This is a genomic window from Methylobacterium amylolyticum (genome assembly GCF_030700245.1).
In the GTDB taxonomy this organism is placed as follows: Bacteria; Pseudomonadota; Alphaproteobacteria; order Rhizobiales; family Beijerinckiaceae; genus Methylobacterium.
The window spans coordinates 1-16883 of sequence record NZ_JAUYZI010000015.1 but is presented as its reverse complement, the minus strand read 5'-3'; the positions used below and the strand labels follow the sequence as shown (position 1 = coordinate 16883).

Here is a 16883-nt window from a genome sequence, read left to right as displayed (position 1 = left end):
CCCTATCTGACCGTCACGTCTTCACGCGCCGGGGCGGCAGCCGCGCCGCGGGTCGGGCATCGAGCCGGAACAGAGCCATGAAAGTCTCCGCCGACCTGTGCATCGTGCCGATGGGCGTCGGCCCCTCGGTCTCGCCCTACGTGCGGGCGATCAAGGGGATCATCGAGGCGAGCGGGCTCACCGCCACGATGCACCCGAACGGCACCAACATCGAGGGCGAGTTGTCCGAGATCTGCGCGCTCGCCGAGCGCTGCGAGGCGCGGCTGGCCGAGATGGGCGTGGAGCGCACCTTCTTCACGCTGATCTTCTCCAGCCGCCGCGACAAGGACCAGTCGATGGCCGACAAGCTCGCGGCGGTGTCCTGACGCTCACGCGCGGCGCGCCACCGCGTAGACCGACAGGCCGGCCGGCAGGCGCAGGCGGCCGATCAGGTGGCGCTCGGCCGCGAACACGGCGCGCAGCAGCGCGTTCACCGGCCGCGGCGGCAGCGCGTCGTCCGCTCGCCGGTCGCCGGTGAGCCGCTTGGCGAGGCGGCCGGCCACCGCCAGCGGGAACAGCAGGGCGTTGAAGTAGCCGATCCGCTCGACCTCCAGCCCCGCCGCCCGGAGCGCCGCCGCGAGGCTCGCGCGCGTGTAGCGGCGGTGATGGTGATGGGCGACGTCGTGGGCCGACCACAGCCACGGCATCGCCGGCACGGTCACGAGGAGCCGCCCGTCCGGCCCGAGCTTGCGGCCGATGGCTTCGAGCGCCGCGCGGTCCTGCTCCACGTGCTCCAGCACGTCCAGCAGCGCGACGAGGTCGTAGGCCGAATCGGTGACCGGCAGGTCCCCCGGCAGGGTGGCCGGGCGGATGTCGAGCCCGGAGCGGGCGCGGGCCAGCGCGCGGGCCTGCGCATCGTGCTCGACGGCGTCCAGGCGGCCGAACCGGGCGAGCAGCCCGAGATTGCCGCCGCTGCCGCAGCCCACTTCGAGGATGCGCGGCGCGGGCCGGCCGGCGAGCAGCCGCCCGATCAGCGTGCCGAGGATCGCCCTACGCCCTGCGAACCACCAGTGCGTCGCCTCGTTCGAGGCCATGCGGGCGTAGGCCGTCGGGTCCATCGTGTGCCTCGGTGGAGGATGGTGGCAGCGCAGTGGTCGCGCCGCGCACCACGTAGAGGGGCCGGCCGCGGACCTCGGAGGCGATGCGGCCGACATACTCGCCCATGACCCCGAGGCTCAGCAGGTTGAGCCCGCCGAAGAACAGCACGGCGGTCATCAGCGAGGGGTAGCCCGGCGTCGGCGTGCCGGAGACGAGCGTCAGCCCGACGAGGAGGGCGCCGTAGAGGAAGGCGAGGCCGGCGATGGCGAGCCCGAGATAGGTCCAGATCCGCAAGGGGGCGGTGCTGGAGGCGGTGATGCCGTCGAGCGCGAGGTTCCACAGGCCCCACCAGCGCCACTTGGTCGTGCCCCGCCCGCGCGGCTCGCGCACGAACGGCACGGAATCCTGGGTGAAGCCGAGCCAGGAGATCAGGCCCTTCGAGAACCGTGCGCGCTCGGCGAGCCCGTTGACCACCTCCACCACCGCCCGGTCGAGCAGCCGGAAATCGCCCACGTCCGAGGGCATCGGCCGGTCGGCGAGGCGGTTGTAGATACGGTAGAACGCGCCCGCCGTGAGCTTCTTGGCGAGCCCATCGCTCGCCCGGCTGCGGCGCACGCCGTTGACGACCTGCGCGCCCGCCATCCAGCGGGCGACCATCTCGGGGATGATCTCCGGCGGGTCCTGGAGATCGATGTCGATCGGGATCACCGCCCGGCCGGCCGCGTGGCGCAGGCCGGCGGCGAGCGCCGCCTCCTTGCCGAAATTGCGCGACAGCGTGACGATCTCGATCCCCCGCCCGCGCATCCGGGCGGCCAGCAGCACGGCGGGGGTCGCGTCGGTGCTGCCGTCGTCGACGAACACGATCTCCGAGCGGGCCCCCGGCCCCAGCAGGCGGCAGGCTTCGGCCAGCGCCGGCTCGGCCCGGGCCAGGAACGGGGCGATCGACGCCTCCTCGTTCAGCACGGGGACGACGAGGGAGATCAGGACGGGCGCGGCGCGGTCGGTCGTCATGGCCCCTGCGGCTCGCCGGCTTCGACCGTCTCCGGATAGCGCGCGATGGTAAAGACGGGCTTATGCCCGGGCCTGCCGGCCCTCCGCGAAGCGGATCTTTAAGCCGATCTTCACGGCACCGGTGCACCGGTAGAGCCTCGCCGTGAGCCCGCCCGGGCGGGAGCGGGAGACCGAACGTGGCCGTGTCGCACAACCCGCCCCTCGCCCGCGCGGGCGTGCCGGCCCTGCCGAGCGCCACCGGGGCGGTCTTCCTCGGGATCTTCGCGCTGCTGGCGCTTGTGCCCGACAGGCTGCTCGGCGACCCCGACACGCTCTGGCACGTCGCGATCGGCCGCGACATCGCCGCCGCCCGCGCCCTGCCCTGGACCGACACCTACTCGCACACCTTCGCGGGCGCGCCGTGGATCGCCAAGGAGTGGCTGGCGCAGGTGCTGCTCGCGGGCGTCTACGGACTCTTCGGCTGGGCCGGGGTGGCTTTGCTCGCCGCGCTGGCGGCCGCCGCGGCCTTCGCGCTGCTGCACGGCTTCCTCGCCCGGCGGCTGCGCGCGAGTGTGGCGCTGGCCTTGACGCTGACCGCGGTGCTGCTCTGCGCGCCGCACCTGCTGGCCCGGCCGCACGTGCTGGCGCTGCCGCTGATCGTCCTGTGGGCGCGCGGTCTGATCGAAGCCGCCGAGGCGGGTCGGGCGCCGCGCCCGCGTCTGGCCCTGGTGATGCTGCTCTGGGCGAACCTGCACGCCGGCTTCACGATCGGTTTCGCGCTGGCCGGGCTCGTCGCCCTCGACGCGGTGTGGCGGGGTGCGACCCATCAAAGGCGCGGGCTCGCCCTGCGCTGGCTCGGCTTCCTCGCCCTCTCGCTCGCGGCGGCCTGCGCGACCCCCTACGGGCCGCGATCGATGCTGGTGACGCTGACCCTGTTCGGCAGCGGCGAGCCCCTGCCCTACATCGTCGAGTGGCAGCCCCTCGATCCCGACGCGCTCGGCGTCCTGGCGATGATCCTGATGGGCGGGACGCTCGCCGTCCTCGCGGCCCGCCCACGGGAGAACGTATTCCGCATCGCGCTCGTCGCGCTGCTCGCCGCGATGACCTTGCGGCACGGGCGCTTCCTGGAACTGTTCGCCCTGGTCGCGCCGATCGCCGCCGCGACGCCGGTCTTGAGGCTCGCGCCCGGGCTCCGGGCCGACCCCGCCGCGGCGGTCGCGGCGTCCGCCCGCGCGGCGACGGTGCTCATCGCCGCCCTCGTCGCCCTGTTCGCCCTGCGGCAGCACCCGGTGCCGGACCCGCGCAACGCCCCGGACGCCGCGCTTCGGGCGGCCGAGGCGGCGGGCGTGACCGCGGGTCGAGTCTACAACGCCTACGATTTCGGCGGCTTCCTGATCGCCCGCGGCGTGCGGACCTTCATCGACGGCCGCAGCGATCAGATCTTCCTCGGCGGCTTCACCCGCGCGGTGCACGCGGCGGCCGACGCGGCGGAGGATGAGCCCTTCCTCGCCCTCCTCGACGCCCGCGGCGTCACCTGGGCGCTGGTGCGGACCGGTTCGCCCGAGGCACGCCACCTCGGAGGCGCCGCGGCGTGGTCGGCGATCTACGCCGATCCGGTCGCCAGCGTGTTCGCGCGGCGCACCGTCACCGGGCCCCGCGCGGAGAACTGAGCCCGCCCGATCAGCCGTGGCAGGTGCAGCCGGCGTGGTCGCAGCCGGCGTGGTCGGCGTGGCCGCTGGCGCACTCGTCGCAGCAATAGGCCTTGCCCTCGCGCGTCACCGCCTTCGCCACCGGGACGACGCAGACGCAGTCCGTGCAGGCGCACTTCACCATCTCGACATCGACGCTCGCCATCTCGAACTCCTTGCTGCGCGGGACATCCGCTGGCCGGACAGTAGCGCCGAGTGCCGGAGCGCCGCAATCCGCGACTCCTTCAAGACTGCGTTCCCACGCCCTGGACGGCCCGCCACGGCGGTTCGGCGTCCGCGGCGTCGCGCCACCGATCGTTTCGCACCGCTGACGCGTTGCCGTCTCGAACCGGCGGCTTCCGTCCCGCGCCGGAATGGAGGCGCACGTGACCGACCCGACCGTGGAGGCGCAGACCCGCGACGTCCGGATCGAGCCCTACGACGGCCCGGCCGGCGGCTGGGGTTCGGCCCGCTCGCTCGCCGAGATCCTGACCCGCGAGGGCGTGCCGGCCACCGGCGCGGCGATGCTGCTGAAGCAGAACAAGCCCGACGGCTACATGTGCGTGTCCTGCGCCTGGGCGAAGCCGGCCAAGCCGCTGGCGTTCGAGTACTGCGAGAACGGCGCCAAGGCGACCGCCTGGGAGCAGACCCGGCGGCGGGCGACGCCCGACTTCTTCGCGCAGCACACCGTCACGGAGCTGCTGGGCTGGAGCGACTACGCCCTGGAGGAGCAGGGCCGCCTGACCCACCCGATGCGCTACGATCCCGACACCGACCGCTACCGCCCGGTCTCCTGGGAGGAGGCGTTCGCGGAGATCGGCCGCGAGCTGCGCGGGCTCGAACCGAAATCGGTCGTGTTCTACGCCTCAGGCCGGGCGTCGCTGGAAACCAGCTACATGTACGGGCTGCTCGCGCGTCTCTACGGCAACAACAACCTGCCCGACTCCTCCAACATGTGCCACGAGCCGACCTCGGTGGCGCTGCCGCAGTCGATCGGCGCGCCGGTCGGCACGGTGCTCCTGGAGGATTTCGAGAGCACCGACCTGATCCTGTTCTTCGGCCAGAACGTCGGCTCGAACGCGCCGCGGATGCTGCACCCGCTCCAGGAGGCCCGGCGCCGGGGCGTGCCGATCCTGACCTTCAATCCCTTACGCGAGCGCGGGCTGGAGCGCTTCACCAACCCGCAATCGCCGGTGGAGATGCTGGCGCAATCCGCCACGCGGATCTCGACGCAGTACCATCAGGTCAAGGCGGGCGGCGACCTCGCGGCGATCACCGGCCTGTGCAAGGCGCTGATCGCCGCCGACCGGGACGCCCGGGTGCTTGGGCGCGCGGGCGTGCTCGACCACGCCTTCATCGCCGAGCACACCCACGGCTTCGACGACTTCGTGCGCTTCTGCGACGGGCAGGACTGGGCGGCGGTGGAGCGCCGCTCGGGTCTCTCCCGCAACGCCATCGAGGGGGCGGCGGCGGTCTACGCCCGGGCCGGGGCGGTGATCGGGATCTACGGCATGGGCCTGACCCAGCACCGAAGGGGCACCGAGACGGTGCGGATGCTGGTCAACCTGCTGCTCCTGCGCGGCAACATCGGCAAGCGCGGCGCCGGCATCTGCCCGGTGCGCGGCCATTCCAACGTCCAGGGCCAGCGCACGGTCGGCATCTCCGAGAAACCCGAGCTCGTGCCCCTCGACCGGCTGAAGGAGCTCTATGGGTTCGAGCCGCCGCGGGAGAAGGGCGTCAACACCGTGGAGACCTGCGAGGGGGTGCTCGACGGCAGCGTCCGCGCCTTCATCGGGCTCGGCGGCAACTTCCTGCGGGCGGTGCCGGATACAGGGGTGATGGAACCGGCGTGGCGGCGCCAGCGGCTGACGGTGCAGGTCTCGACCAAGCTGAACCGCTCGCACCTCGTCAACGGCGCGGTCGCCTACATCCTGCCGTGCCTCGGCCGGCTGGAGATCGACCAGCAGGCGGGCGGGCCGCAGGCCGTGTCGATGGAGGATTCCACGGCCCGCTTCCACGGCTCGCGCGGAGTGGCCGAACCGGTCGGACCGCACGTGCGCTCCGAGCCGTGGATCGTCGCCGGGATCGCCAAGGCGGCGCTACCGCCGAACCCGCGCGTCGACTGGGACGGCTGGGTGGCCGATTACGGCCGGGTGCGCGCGGCGATCGAGGCGACCTACCCGGACGTGTTCCACGGCCTGAACGACCGGATGTTCGAGCCCGGCGGCCTCACCAAACCTCTGGCCGCCCGCGAGCGGCGCTGGGAGACCGAGACCGGCCGGGCGAACTTCGCCGTCCCCGGCGGCCTTGAGGCCGACCCGGACATGACGCGCGGCGCGGACGTGCTCGACCTGATCACCCTGCGCTCGAACGATCAGTTCAACACCACGGTCTACGGCTACCACGACCGCTTCCGCGGCGTGCGCGGCACCCGCGACGTGCTGTTCATGAACCGGGCCGACATCGCCCGGCTCGGGCTCGCCGACGGCGTGCAGGTCGCGGTGGCGGCGGAGACCGACGACGGGGTGGAGCGCCGGCTCGGGGGCCTGCGGGTGGTGGCCTACGACATCCCGGAGGGCAACTGCGCCGGCTACTACCCGGAGATGAACGTGCTGATCCCGCTCTGGCACTACGACGCCCAGTCCAAGACCCCGGCGGCCAAGGCGATCGCGGTGCGGGTGACCGCCGCCTGATGCCGCTGGCGCGCAGCGCCCAGCTCCGGCATGGATCGGGGATGGATCAGGCGACACCTCAGACCGGGCGCCCGGGCGCGGACCTGCGCCTGCGCGATCTCCTCGACGGGATCGCGGCGGGCGTGCCCGTGCGGGCGCCGGGGGCCGACCTCGCGCGGCTGCCGCTCGGCCGCGAGGCCCTGGCGGCGCACGGCACGGCGCAAGACTCCGCGCCCTGGCGGGACACCGAGAGCGGCGGCCTCGCGCTGGCCGGCGCGGACCTCGCCCGCGCCCGGCTGGAGGAGGCGGACCTCACGGGCGCGAACCTGCGCCGGGCGAGCCTTTCGGGCATCAACGGCCGCTCCACCCGCTTCGCCGGGGCGATCCTGGAGGAGGCCGACCTCACCGAGGCCGACCTGTCGGGCGCCGACTTCACCGGGGTCGTCGCCGGGCAGGTGCGCCTGTCCGAGGCGATGCTGGAGGACGCCCGCTTCACCGACGCGGCGATGCGCTTCGCCGACCTGTCGCGGGCGCTGCTCGACGGGGCGAGCTTCCGAAACGCTGATCTCTGGGGCGCCAACTTCACCGGAGCGGACGCCGACGACACGGTGTTCCGCGGCGCCCGTCTCGACGAGGCGCGGCTCGCCGACGCCAACCTGACCCACGCCGACTTCGAGGGCGCCAGCCTGGCGAAGGCCAGCCTGGCCGGCTCGCGGCTGCGCGGGGCCACCTTCACCGGGGCGAAGCTCGACGGGGCGGACTTCTCCGGCGCGGATCTGTCGGACGCCAACCTCGTGCGGCTCAACCTCGCCACCTGCCGGCTGCGGCACGCCCGGTTCTCGGGGGCGTGGCTCAACGGCACGCGGATGCAGGTCGACCAGCTCGGCGGCGCGGTCGGCGAGGAGGTGGACGGCGCCTTCGAGGCCGCGCAGGCGAGCTACCTCGCCCTGGAACAGAACTGGAAGAGCATCGGCAGCCACGACGCGGCGAGCTGGGCCTACAAGCGCGGCCGGCGGATGGGCCGCTTCCACGCCGGCGCGCTGGCCCGGGCCGCGCTCGCCGCCCGCGACGGGCGCGGCGTGGTGCGGCACGGCTACCGCTGGTGCGCCGACCGCTTCGTCGAGTGGCTGTGCGACTACGGCGAGAGCCTGTCGCGCATCGCCCGCGCCTTCTTCGTGCTGATCGGAGTGTTCGCCGTGCTCTACGGGCTCACCAGCGGCATGATCATCCTGGAGGGGGCGGAGGCCGGGCCGACGCACAACCCGATGGACCTCCTGAGCTACAGCGCCCTCAACATGATGACCGCCAACCCGCCCGAGATCGGCCTGAAGCCGACGGGACGGGTGACGAACCTGCTCGTCGGCATCCAGGGCGCGGTCGGCATCATCCTGATGGGCCTGTTCGGCTTCGTGCTCGGAAACCGCCTGCGGCGGTGACCCGGCCGGTGCCGAGCACGGTGGGGGGCCGATCGGGCGGCTCCGCTACCAGAAGCGCAGCGTCAGTCCCCCGCTGACCAGGAAGGCGTCCCCGCCGGTCCGGGAGAAGGTCGTCCCGCCGGTCAGGGTGGCGGTGAGCAGCGACGAGACATCGGCCCGGAGGCCGGCTTCGAACTGCCCGTAGGCGGCGCGGCTCGCCCGGCCGAGCGGCGTCAGGATCGGCAGGAGCGGGGTCGTCGTCAGCGAGGTCACGAGGGTGCGGGCGCCGTCGAAGAACTGCCGCTCCGCCGTCAGGTTCACGAAGCCGGTGACCGCGGCGCCGCCGACGGCGAGGGGGGCGGAGCGGATCTGGGCGCCCGCGCGGCCGATGAGCGAGTCGAAGCCGGTGTCCCGGACGGCCTGCGTGAGGACGGCATCGCCGCGCTCGGTGTAGCCGGCGACGTGCGTGGTGGCGTAGGTGAGGCCCGCGATCGGGCCGAAGCGCCAGCCGTTCCACGCGTCGAACAGGTAGCCCGCCTTGCCCGACAGGACGACGGCGTCGCCGCCCGTGGTGGCGGTGATGCGATCGACGACGCCCGGCCGGTCCATCGCGTAGGCGTGGCGGCCGTAGACCAGGGCACCGTCGGCGAACAGGTTGGTCCCGGTATACGAGCCGTAGGCCGCGAACTGGTAGCTGTCGACGTCGACGTAGCCCGCGCCGCCTTTAAGCGTGGCGTGCGGGTTGACGTAGTTGAAGGCCAAGCCGAACCGGATGCCGGGCTGCGGCGTCGCCTCGATGCCGAGGGTCCCGCCGGGGCTGTCGTACTCGTAGCCGGTGGCGTAACCCCGCGTGGCGCTGCGTCCGCCGGCGTAGCTGCCCTGGGACCAGACGATGACCGGGCTCGCCGCCGCACCGAGGGGGGCCACGCCCGAGGCGCCGATCGCGGCGGGTGCGCCCAACGGGCCGGGCGCGAAGTGCCGCATGGCGTCGAGGCGTTGCAGCAGGGACGCCGCGAAGCTCGTCGTGCCGATCTGCCCGAGTTCCGCCTGCGCCGCGATGCCGTTCGGCGCCGCAAGCGCATTGGCGATGTAGCGGGCGAGGTAGAGGTAGCCGCCCTCGGTCAGGTGGACGCCATCGTAGGACAGGTAGGTGTTCTGGACCGCCCGCGGCGCGCCGATGCATGACGGCACCAGCGCGCAGGGGGTCGTCACGTTCACGAAGCCGTACAGGCCCGGGTTGGCGGCGATGCGCTGCTGGAGCACGGCCGAGTCGAGCAGGAAGATGCGCGTTCCGGCATAGGCGTAGGGCGCGAGCCCGGCCTGCAACCCGTTAAAGTAGGTCCGCGCGAACACGTCTCCGGCCGCGCCGTTCCCGGAGGCGGCGACCGCCGGCAGGGTGCTCAGGGCCGTGAAGCCGTTGAAGGCGATGGTGCGGGCACCGGCGCCGATGAGCTGCGCGACGTTGGCCACGGCGTTGACCGCGCTGCTCTGCCCCAGCAGCGGGGCCTGCGCCGCCGTCAGACCGCCGATCGTCGGACGGATGCCGTCGTTGCCCCCGATGTTGATGACGACGAGGTCCCCCGGACCGAACCGCCGTCCGCTCGCCTGGAACGCCGCCACCTCCTGGGACAGGCCGGGCAGTCCGGGATCGACGTTGGTGGCGCCGGTCTGGGCGCCGCCGACCGCGTAGTTCGCGACCGCCGCGGGCGGCAGGACGTAGATCGCCTGGAGCCCGTCGATGAAGTTCGCACCGTTCGAGAACCGGCCGTTGACGTAGGGGAACGGCAACGGCTGCCCGGTGAGCCGGACAACGTTGCCGGTATCGGCGTAGCTGTCGCCGAACACGGTCATGCTGGACACGCCCTGGGCCGCGGCTCCCGACGAGGCCGCGGCGGCGGCCGCGGTGAGGCACAGGAGAGCGATCCCGCCGGAGCGCGGGCGTTTCGATCTCGTTATCATGCGAGCCCCCGGGCCGGTCATGGCCACGCTCCGTACTTCTTTGGAGCGGCCAAGCTTTGTCAATGCGAGGCGGGCGGCGCGACTTCCTCTGCTCTATCGCGGGGCGATGAAAGTTCTCGACTGTGGCCGCCGCGCCAGCGTCCGATCTGCAACGACCGGAAGGCTATATCGGCGCTCTGCACGCTGGACTTGCACGTCCCCCCGGGGCTTGCCGCGCCGCGACCGCCGCGCGGGATGCAGGGCGCGCGCGTGAGGGATCCCGACGGCGCGGTCCAAAGAAAATCAGTCGTCGGCGCTCAGACGGTCGATCAGCCGCCCGAGGTCGCGGCGCATGGCGCGGATCTCGGGCTCGCTGAGTTCGAGCTGGCACATCACGCTCTCGCGCACCGCCGCCGCCTCGCCCCGCAGGTCGGCGCCGCGGGGTGTCAGGGCGATCTCGACCTCGCGCTCGTCGGACTGGCGGCGCGTGCGGATCAGGAAGCCGGCGCTCTCCAGGCGCTTCAGCACCGGCGTCAGCGTCCCGGAATCGAGGCGCAGGCGTCGCCCGATCTCGGAGACGGTCACCCCGTCCTGCTCCCACAGCACCAGCAGCACGAGGTATTGCGGGTAGGTCAGCCCCAGCCGCTCCAGCAGGGGGCGGTAGGATTTGGTCATCCGGTGCGCGGCGGCGTAGAGCGCGTAGCAAAGCTGGTTGTCGAGGCGCAGGGATTCCGACACCCGCTCCGCCTCGACCGTGTTCGCCGTCTGCACCATGTCGTCTGCCCGTTGCGGTCCCGTGCGCCCCGCGGTGCCGCGCACCCCGTCGAAGTCCCTTAGCATAGCACGCCGGGGTCACGCGTAAGATGCTGCGAATCGAGGCCGATCCGCGCTGACCACGGGAATCTCGCAACGCGGCATCGTCGGGGTCGCAGCGGCGCGCGTCCGCGGATCAGATTCCGAGGGTGCCGAGGCTGTCGAGCAACCCGGCCTCGTCCTCCAGCGTGCGCAGGTCGAGCACCACCGCATCGTCGCTGATCCGGCCGATCACCGGCACCGGCAGGCCCCGCAGCGCCTCGGCCAGCCGTCGGCAGCGTCCGCCGGCGCCGCGCGGGCCGCCGCCCGCCGGCTCCGGCGTCAGGACCAGAGCGGCGCTCGGCAGGGTCTCGACGGGCAGCGCGCCCGACCCGATCTGGCTGGTGCAGTCGGCGACCGCGACGGAGGCGCGGCCGGCCAGATGCGCCGCGACGGCGGGGGCGAGGCGGCGCGCCTGCGCGGCGATCTCCGCCCGCTCGCGCGTGAGCAGCCGCAGGGTCGGCAGGGCCTCCCGCAGACGCTCGGGGTGGAGATAGAGCCGCAGGCACGCCTCCAGCGCGGCGTAGGTCATCTTGTCGACCCGCAGCGCCCGCTTCAGCGGGTTCTTGCGGACCCGGGCCACGAGGTCCTTCCGGCCGGCGACGATCCCGCACTGGACGGCGCCGAGCAGCTTGTCGCCGCTGAAGGTCACGATGTCGGCCCGGTCGAGGGCGGCACGCACGGTCGGCTCCGGCGGCAGGCCGTAGGCGGCGAGGTCGATCAGGCTGCCGCTGCCGAGGTCCTCGGCGAGCGGCACGGCGCGCTCGCGGCAGAGCCCGTGCAGCGCGGCGGGATCGGGCTGGGCGGTGAAACCGGAGATGGCGTAGTTGCTCGGATGCACCTTCATCACGAGGCCGGTGCGCGGTCCGATCGCCTCCGCGTAATCCTTGAGATGCGTGCGGTTGGTGGTGCCGACCTCGCGCAGTCGGCAGCCGGCCCGGGCCATCACGTCCGGCACCCGGAACGAGCCGCCGATCTCGACGAGCTCGCCGCGCGAGACCACCACCTCCCGGCGCATGGCGAGCGCGTTCAGCACCAGCAGCACCGCCGCGGCGTTGTTGTTGACGACCACCGCCGCCTCCGCCCCGGTCAGCCGGCAGATCAGCGCCTCGACATGGTCGTCGCGCTCGCCGCGGGCGCCGGTGGCGAGGTCGAATTCCAGGTTGCTCGCCCCCAGCATCACCGCCCGGACGGCGTCGGCCGCCGCCTCCGGCAGCGGGGCCCGGCCGAGGTTGGTGTGCAGCACCGTGCCGGTGAGGTTGAACACCGGGCGCAGCGACGGCCGGTGCCAGGCGGCGATCCGGTCGGCGGCCTGCCGCAGGATGCCCGCCTCGTCCGGGATCGGCGCCGTGCCGGCGCGCAGGCCGGAGAGGACCGCGCGGACCGCCTCGGTCAGCGCCGTGCGCCCGTGGGCCGCCGCGAGAGCGGCCGCCTCGGGACGGGCGAGCAGGCGCTCCACGGCCGGGATCCGGCGCGGATCGGACGCGGTCGGTGGACTGACGGGAGCGCAGGCCGGACGGGTCATCCGATCAGGAGATAAAGGATACCCGCCGCGGCGCCAGCCCGCCGCGGCCCGCGGCATTGTCGCCGCGCCCGTCCGCGGTTAATCCCGACGCACGAAATCGGCGGGGTCCGTTCTCGCCCCGGCTTGCGGGGACGGCGCGGCCGGCGTCTGGTCCCCCGCGGCCCGCCGCGCGGACGGACCTGCCGCCCATCCCGCCGCTCACCCCATACGGGAGACGCCGCCCATGTCCGAAGCCTCCACCGCGATCCATCCCGTCATCCTGTGCGGGGGGACCGGGACGCGGCTGTGGCCGGCCTCGCGCGAGAGCATGCCCAAGCAGTTCGCCCGCCTCGTCGACGCAACGCACTCGACCTTCCAGGCGAGCCTCGCCCGCGTGTCCGACGCGTCCGTGTTCGCCAAGCCGACGGTGATCGCCTCGGCGGAGGCCCGGTTCATCGTCGCCGAGCAGTGTGCGCAGACGGGCGTTGCCGCCGACCTGCTGCTCGAGCCGCAGGGCCGCGACTCCGCCGCCGCGGTGGCGGTGGCGGCCGTGCACGCCGCCGCGATCGACCCGCAGGCGGTGGTGCTGATCATGGCCGCCGACCACGTTGTGCCGGACGCCAAGGCGTTCGTGGGCGCGGTCGCCGCCGCGGCCGCGGGCGCCCGGGCGGGGTTCACCATGACGCTCGGCATCGAGCCGACCCGGCCGGCCACCGATTACGGCTACATCCGCCGCGGCGAGGCGATCCCCGACGCCGCGGGCGCCTGCCGCGTCGCGCGCTTCGTCGAGAAGCCGGATCGGCCCGGGGCCGAGTCGCTGATCGCCGAGGGCGCCCTGTGGAACTCGGGCTACTTCCTGTTCCGGGCGGACGTGATGCTCGGCGAACTGGAAGCCTACGCGCCGGATGTGCTCGCCGCGGCCCGCGCCGCCCACGACGCGGCGGCGCGCGACCTCGACTTCATCCGCCTGGACGCCGAGGCCTTCGCGCAGGCGCCCAAGATCTCGATCGACTACGCGGTGATGGAGCGGACCGAGCGGGCGGGCGTGCTGCCGGTGTCGTTCGCGTGGTCGGATGTCGGCACCTGGGACGCGGTCTGGCAGGCGCTGGAGCACGACGGCGCCGGCAACGCCGTGCGCGGGCGCGTCGCCCTGATCGAGACCTCGAACAGCCTCGTCCACAGCCACGGCGAGGGGCTGACGGCGGTGGTCGGCCTTGAAGACGTGGTGGTGGTCTCGACCCCCGACGCGGTGCTGGTCGCCTCCAAGGCGCGCTCCGGCCAGGTCAAGGAACTGGTCAACAGCCTGCGGGCGAGCGGCGAGCCGGAGGCGGATGCGCACCTGCGGATGTACCGCCCCTGGGGCTGGTACCAGCGCATCGACATCGGCGAGCGCTTCCAGGTCAAGCGGATCCAGGTGGTGCCGGGCGGGCGCCTGTCCCTGCAGAAGCACTATCACCGGGCCGAGCACTGGGTGGTGGTGCGCGGCACCGCCGAGGTGACGGTCGACGAGCGCGTGGTGCTCGTGCACGAGAACGAGGCGATCTACCTGCCGATCGGTTCGATGCACCGCCTGACCAACCCCGGCAAGATCCCTCTGGAGCTGATCGAGGTCCAGGTCGGCTCCTATACCGGCGAGGACGACATCATCCGCGTCGAGGACATCTACGGGCGGTAGGCGACCCGGAGCCGGCCGCGCGTGCTGCGACAATCGCGGCACGCGCGGCCGGGAACATGCTCGCGCTCCGGCGGGATAGCCCGTTGCGCATCCAGCGCAGACGGAGACGCCTGCCATGTTCATGAGGCTCGACCGCCTTCAGGCCGAACTGCCCCAGCCGAAGAAGCCCGACCCCAACGCCGCCGCCGCCCTCCAGGAACTGCTCGGCGGCAAGTACGGGGAGATGTCGACCCTCGGGAACTACATGTTCCAGAGCTTCAACTTCCGCAACAAATCGAAGTTGAGGCCATTCTACAGCCTGGTGTCGAGCATCTTCATGGAAGAGCTCGGACATGTCGAGCTGGTGTCCACCGGCGTGGCGATGCTGAACAACGGACCCGGCGACGACACCGAGAACGTCGACGTGTCGAAGGCGCCGTTCCACGACATGCAGGACGTGCGGCTCGCCGGCGCCTTCCTGTCGAACGGCGGCGGCGCCACGCCGGTGAACTCCAACGCGCAGTCGTGGAACGCCGACATGGTGACGACCACGGGCAACCTGGTCATCGATCTGCTGCACAACTTCCACCTGGAGTGCGGCGCCCGCATCCACAAGCTGCGCGTCTACGAGACGCTGAAGGACCCGACCGGCCGCGAGGTCTGCGGCTACCTCCTCGTGCGCGGCTCGGTCCACGCCCACGCCTACGCGCTGGCGCTCAAGAAGATCACCGGCGTCGAGATCGAGAAGATGCTGCCGACACCCAACATCGTCCTCGACAAGATCCCCGAGTGCCAGAAATACCTCCAGGAGGGCTCGCACCGGCGGCTCTACACCTTCGGCTCGCCGGACTACCCGGAGATGGCCGGCGTGTGGTCGAACGACGAGGTGGCGCTGCCGGGCGATCCGCCGGGCAACCTAGAGATCGTGGATGGGCCGCCCGAGGGTGGCAAGATCCCCGAACTCGACGGCAATTACGGTGCCTTCGCGCCCGACTACGCACCGCAGGAGATCTTCGAGATCGCCAGCAAGCTCTACCAGAAGAGCCGGTAGTCTGCGGGCGGAACCACCCGATCCGGCGCATCCCGGGTTCGGTTGACGGTCCGTCGCCCTACCGTGCGACGGTTCCGCCGGACCTCACCGACGACCTTCCGCCCGCCCGGCTCGCCGCGGCGGGCGCTTCATCGTCCCGGCGTGGCCGCGGGCGCTCAGCCCTGCAAGCTGTCGGCGAAATCGTCCGGGATCTCGCCCCATCGGCCCAGGATGGTCACGCCCTCCAGCTCGCCCGTCTCATCGTCGGCCACGACCTTCAGCGCTGCGGCCCCGGGCATGCGCTTGGCCAGATTCTCGGCCTTCTTGAGCGCGCCGGACTCGCTCTGCGCCGCCTCCTGACGGGCCGGCCGCAACCGCTTCCGGTGCAGCTCGAACGGCTGCACCACGTAGCTCGTCTTCATCGCCATCGCGTCCTCGATATCCGCCGGACCGCCGACCCGGATCATCGCCAGCGGCGGGCTCGCGACGCGCCTGCGCCCGCGCTCCTCCTACGCCGATTCCGGTGGCGTGGGGAATGATCAGCGGACGCGTCGCCGCGGCGATCGGAGCAGCCGGAGTGATACCCGGAGGGCCTTGAGGGACACGAACTCCCGACCCTCTCCGTGTAAAGGTTTGGTATTTTCAGGCCTCATACGACGTCCGGCTGAAGAGTTCGGGATCGACTCTCGCCGTCTTTGCGAGCGGAGCGAAGCAACCCAGGGGCGCCACCGTCTCAAACCGCGCGCTGCCCTGGGTCGTACGTCATCTCCATCGGTTTGCCGGTTGACCGGTCGGACCGATGATGGAGGGCGGCCGGCGAGATCGCTCCTGGGTGGACCGCGAGGTCGCAAGCAATCTGGATCCGCCGGCCGTCCCTCCGCGGTCTTGAGCACGAACGGTAGAGCGGGAGCAGCCCGAGCCTACGATCCGGTGCCAGAGGACCTCGCCTCTCTCGCGAAAGGTCTCGCCATGGTAGCCTCCGTCCAGCCCAGCGCAACGTCCCGCGCCGGAACGTCCCCCGCCACGCCCTTCCCCACGCCCTTCCCCACGCCGCCTGCTCCGTCCCCCGCTCCCTCGCCTGCGGCCCGCTTCGTCGGCGCCGACGTGTCCAAGGCCTGGGTCGATCTCGCCGACACCACCGGCCGCAGCCTGCGCACCGCCAACACCCCCGAGGCCCTGGCGGCGGCGTTCGCCGGCCCCTGGGCGCCCGCCGCCTGCGCCGCCCTCGCCTACGAGCCCACCGGCGGCTACGAGCGCCCGCTGCTGGCCGCCGCCCAGAGCCTCGGTCTGCCGATCCGCCGCCTCCACCCCAACCGCGCCCGCGCGTTCGCCCGCGCCACGGGCCGGCTGGCCAAGACCGACCGGATCGACGCCGCCGTCCTGGCGGGGCTGGCCGCCTTCACCGCAGACGAGGCCGCCGTGCCCCCGCCCAGCCCGGCCCAGCGCGCCCTGGCCGAGCTGATGGCCCGCCTCACCCAGCTCAAGGACCAGCGCCACGCCGAGCGCTGCCGGGCCGAGCGCGCCGAGAGCCCGGCCGTGCGCGCCTCGATCGCGGCCTGCCTCGCCGTGATCGAGGCGCAGATCGCCGCGATGACCCAAGCCCTCGACGCCGCCATCGCCGCCGACGCCGACCTCGCCCGCAAGGCCGCCCTGCTGCGCTCGTGCAAGGGCGTCGGCCCGCGCGCCTGTCAGGCCGTCCTCGCCTGGCTGCCCGAGATCGGCACCCTCAACCGCCGCACCGTCGCCGCCCTCGTGGGCGTCGCCCCCATCACCCGCCACAGCGGCTCGGCCCTGCGCGCCGCCGCCATCGCCGGCGGCCGCAAGCCCCTGCGCGACGTGCTGTTCATGGCAGCGCTGACCGCAAGCCGCCACAACCCCACCTTCACGGCCGTCTACGACCGCCTGCGCGCCGACGGCAAACCCCACAAGCTCGCCCTCATCGCCGTCCTGCGGAAGCTCGTCACCGTCCTCAACGCGATGATCCGAGCCGGAAAGCCCTTCAAACCCGCTTGACCCGAGACACGGTAGATCGCTTCGCCTGCGGCTCGCGATGACGGCGCGGG

At 72.8% G+C, this 16883-nt stretch carries 14 protein-coding genes; 7 read left to right on the top strand and 7 right to left on the bottom strand.

Annotation, left to right across the window (positions count from 1 at the left end):
* The first annotated feature begins 77 nt into the window (after positions 1–77).
* Positions 78–365 carry an MTH1187 family thiamine-binding protein gene (locus Q8W71_RS12535; RefSeq protein WP_305525710.1) on the top strand — a complete coding sequence of 96 codons (288 nt, stop codon included), beginning with the start codon at positions 78–80 and terminating at the stop codon, positions 363–365.
* A gap of 3 nt (positions 366–368) precedes the next feature.
* On the opposite strand, the gene Q8W71_RS12530 is transcribed toward Q8W71_RS12535, so the two are convergent.
* Positions 369–1097, bottom strand: coding sequence for a class I SAM-dependent methyltransferase (locus Q8W71_RS12530; protein WP_305525709.1), 729 nt, complete (start codon positions 1095–1097; stop codon positions 369–371).
* Positions 1030–2088: a glycosyltransferase family 2 protein gene (locus tag Q8W71_RS12525; protein ID WP_305525708.1), complete on the bottom strand. Its 1059-nt coding sequence runs from the start codon at positions 2086–2088 to the stop codon at positions 1030–1032. The genes Q8W71_RS12530 and Q8W71_RS12525 overlap by 68 nt, the downstream gene beginning before the upstream one ends.
* A 176-nt stretch (positions 2089–2264) precedes the next feature.
* Between Q8W71_RS12525 and Q8W71_RS12520 the strand changes: the two genes are divergently transcribed.
* Entirely contained in the window at positions 2265–3737 is a 1473-nt protein-coding gene (locus tag Q8W71_RS12520; protein ID WP_305525707.1) for a hypothetical protein, read from the top strand.
* Positions 3738–3747: 10 nt separating this feature from the next.
* On the opposite strand, the gene Q8W71_RS12515 is transcribed toward Q8W71_RS12520, so the two are convergent.
* Entirely contained in the window at positions 3748–3921 is a 174-nt protein-coding gene (locus Q8W71_RS12515) for a metallothionein (protein ID WP_305525706.1), read from the bottom strand.
* A 220-nt stretch (positions 3922–4141) separates the two neighbouring features.
* On the opposite strand from Q8W71_RS12515, the gene Q8W71_RS12510 reads away from it, so the two are divergent.
* Complete coding sequence (locus tag Q8W71_RS12510) at positions 4142–6448, top strand: FdhF/YdeP family oxidoreductase (protein WP_305525705.1); 2307 nt, start codon at positions 4142–4144, stop codon at positions 6446–6448.
* Between the two features lie 41 nt (positions 6449–6489).
* Positions 6490–7863 (top strand): pentapeptide repeat-containing protein, encoded by a 1374-nt coding sequence (locus tag Q8W71_RS12505; RefSeq protein WP_305525704.1) that lies wholly within the window; start codon positions 6490–6492, stop codon positions 7861–7863.
* 45 nt (positions 7864–7908) lie between these two features.
* Here Q8W71_RS12505 and Q8W71_RS12500 read toward each other — a convergent pair whose 3' ends face one another.
* From Q8W71_RS12500 to selA, 3 genes are all read right to left on the bottom strand, one after another.
* Positions 7909–9801 carry an autotransporter domain-containing protein gene (locus Q8W71_RS12500; protein WP_305525703.1) on the bottom strand — a complete coding sequence of 631 codons (1893 nt, stop codon included), beginning with the start codon at positions 9799–9801 and terminating at the stop codon, positions 7909–7911.
* Between the two features lie 282 nt (positions 9802–10083).
* Entirely contained in the window at positions 10084–10554 is a 471-nt protein-coding gene (locus tag Q8W71_RS12495) for a MarR family winged helix-turn-helix transcriptional regulator (RefSeq protein ID WP_305525702.1), read from the bottom strand.
* 175 nt (positions 10555–10729) lie between these two features.
* Entirely contained in the window at positions 10730–12157 is a 1428-nt protein-coding gene (gene selA / locus Q8W71_RS12490) for an L-seryl-tRNA(Sec) selenium transferase (RefSeq protein WP_305525701.1), read from the bottom strand.
* A 223-nt stretch (positions 12158–12380) separates the two neighbouring features.
* On the opposite strand from selA, the gene Q8W71_RS12485 reads away from it, so the two are divergent.
* Together Q8W71_RS12485 and Q8W71_RS12480 are read left to right on the top strand one after the other, a co-directional pair.
* Positions 12381–13811, top strand: coding sequence for a mannose-1-phosphate guanylyltransferase/mannose-6-phosphate isomerase (locus Q8W71_RS12485; RefSeq protein ID WP_305525700.1), 1431 nt, complete (start codon positions 12381–12383; stop codon positions 13809–13811).
* A 115-nt stretch (positions 13812–13926) separates the two neighbouring features.
* The gene (locus tag Q8W71_RS12480; protein WP_305525699.1) at positions 13927–14841 is read left to right on the top strand and encodes a manganese catalase family protein; all 915 of its coding nucleotides are present in this window, start codon (positions 13927–13929) and stop codon (positions 14839–14841) included.
* 155 nt (positions 14842–14996) lie between these two features.
* Here Q8W71_RS12480 and Q8W71_RS12475 read toward each other — a convergent pair whose 3' ends face one another.
* Positions 14997–15248, bottom strand: coding sequence for a hypothetical protein (locus Q8W71_RS12475; RefSeq protein ID WP_305525698.1), 252 nt, complete (start codon positions 15246–15248; stop codon positions 14997–14999).
* A gap of 541 nt (positions 15249–15789) precedes the next feature.
* Between Q8W71_RS12475 and Q8W71_RS12470 the strand changes: the two genes are divergently transcribed.
* Entirely contained in the window at positions 15790–16833 is a 1044-nt protein-coding gene (locus Q8W71_RS12470) for an IS110 family RNA-guided transposase (protein WP_305524651.1), read from the top strand.
* Positions 16834–16883: the final 50 nt, after the last annotated feature.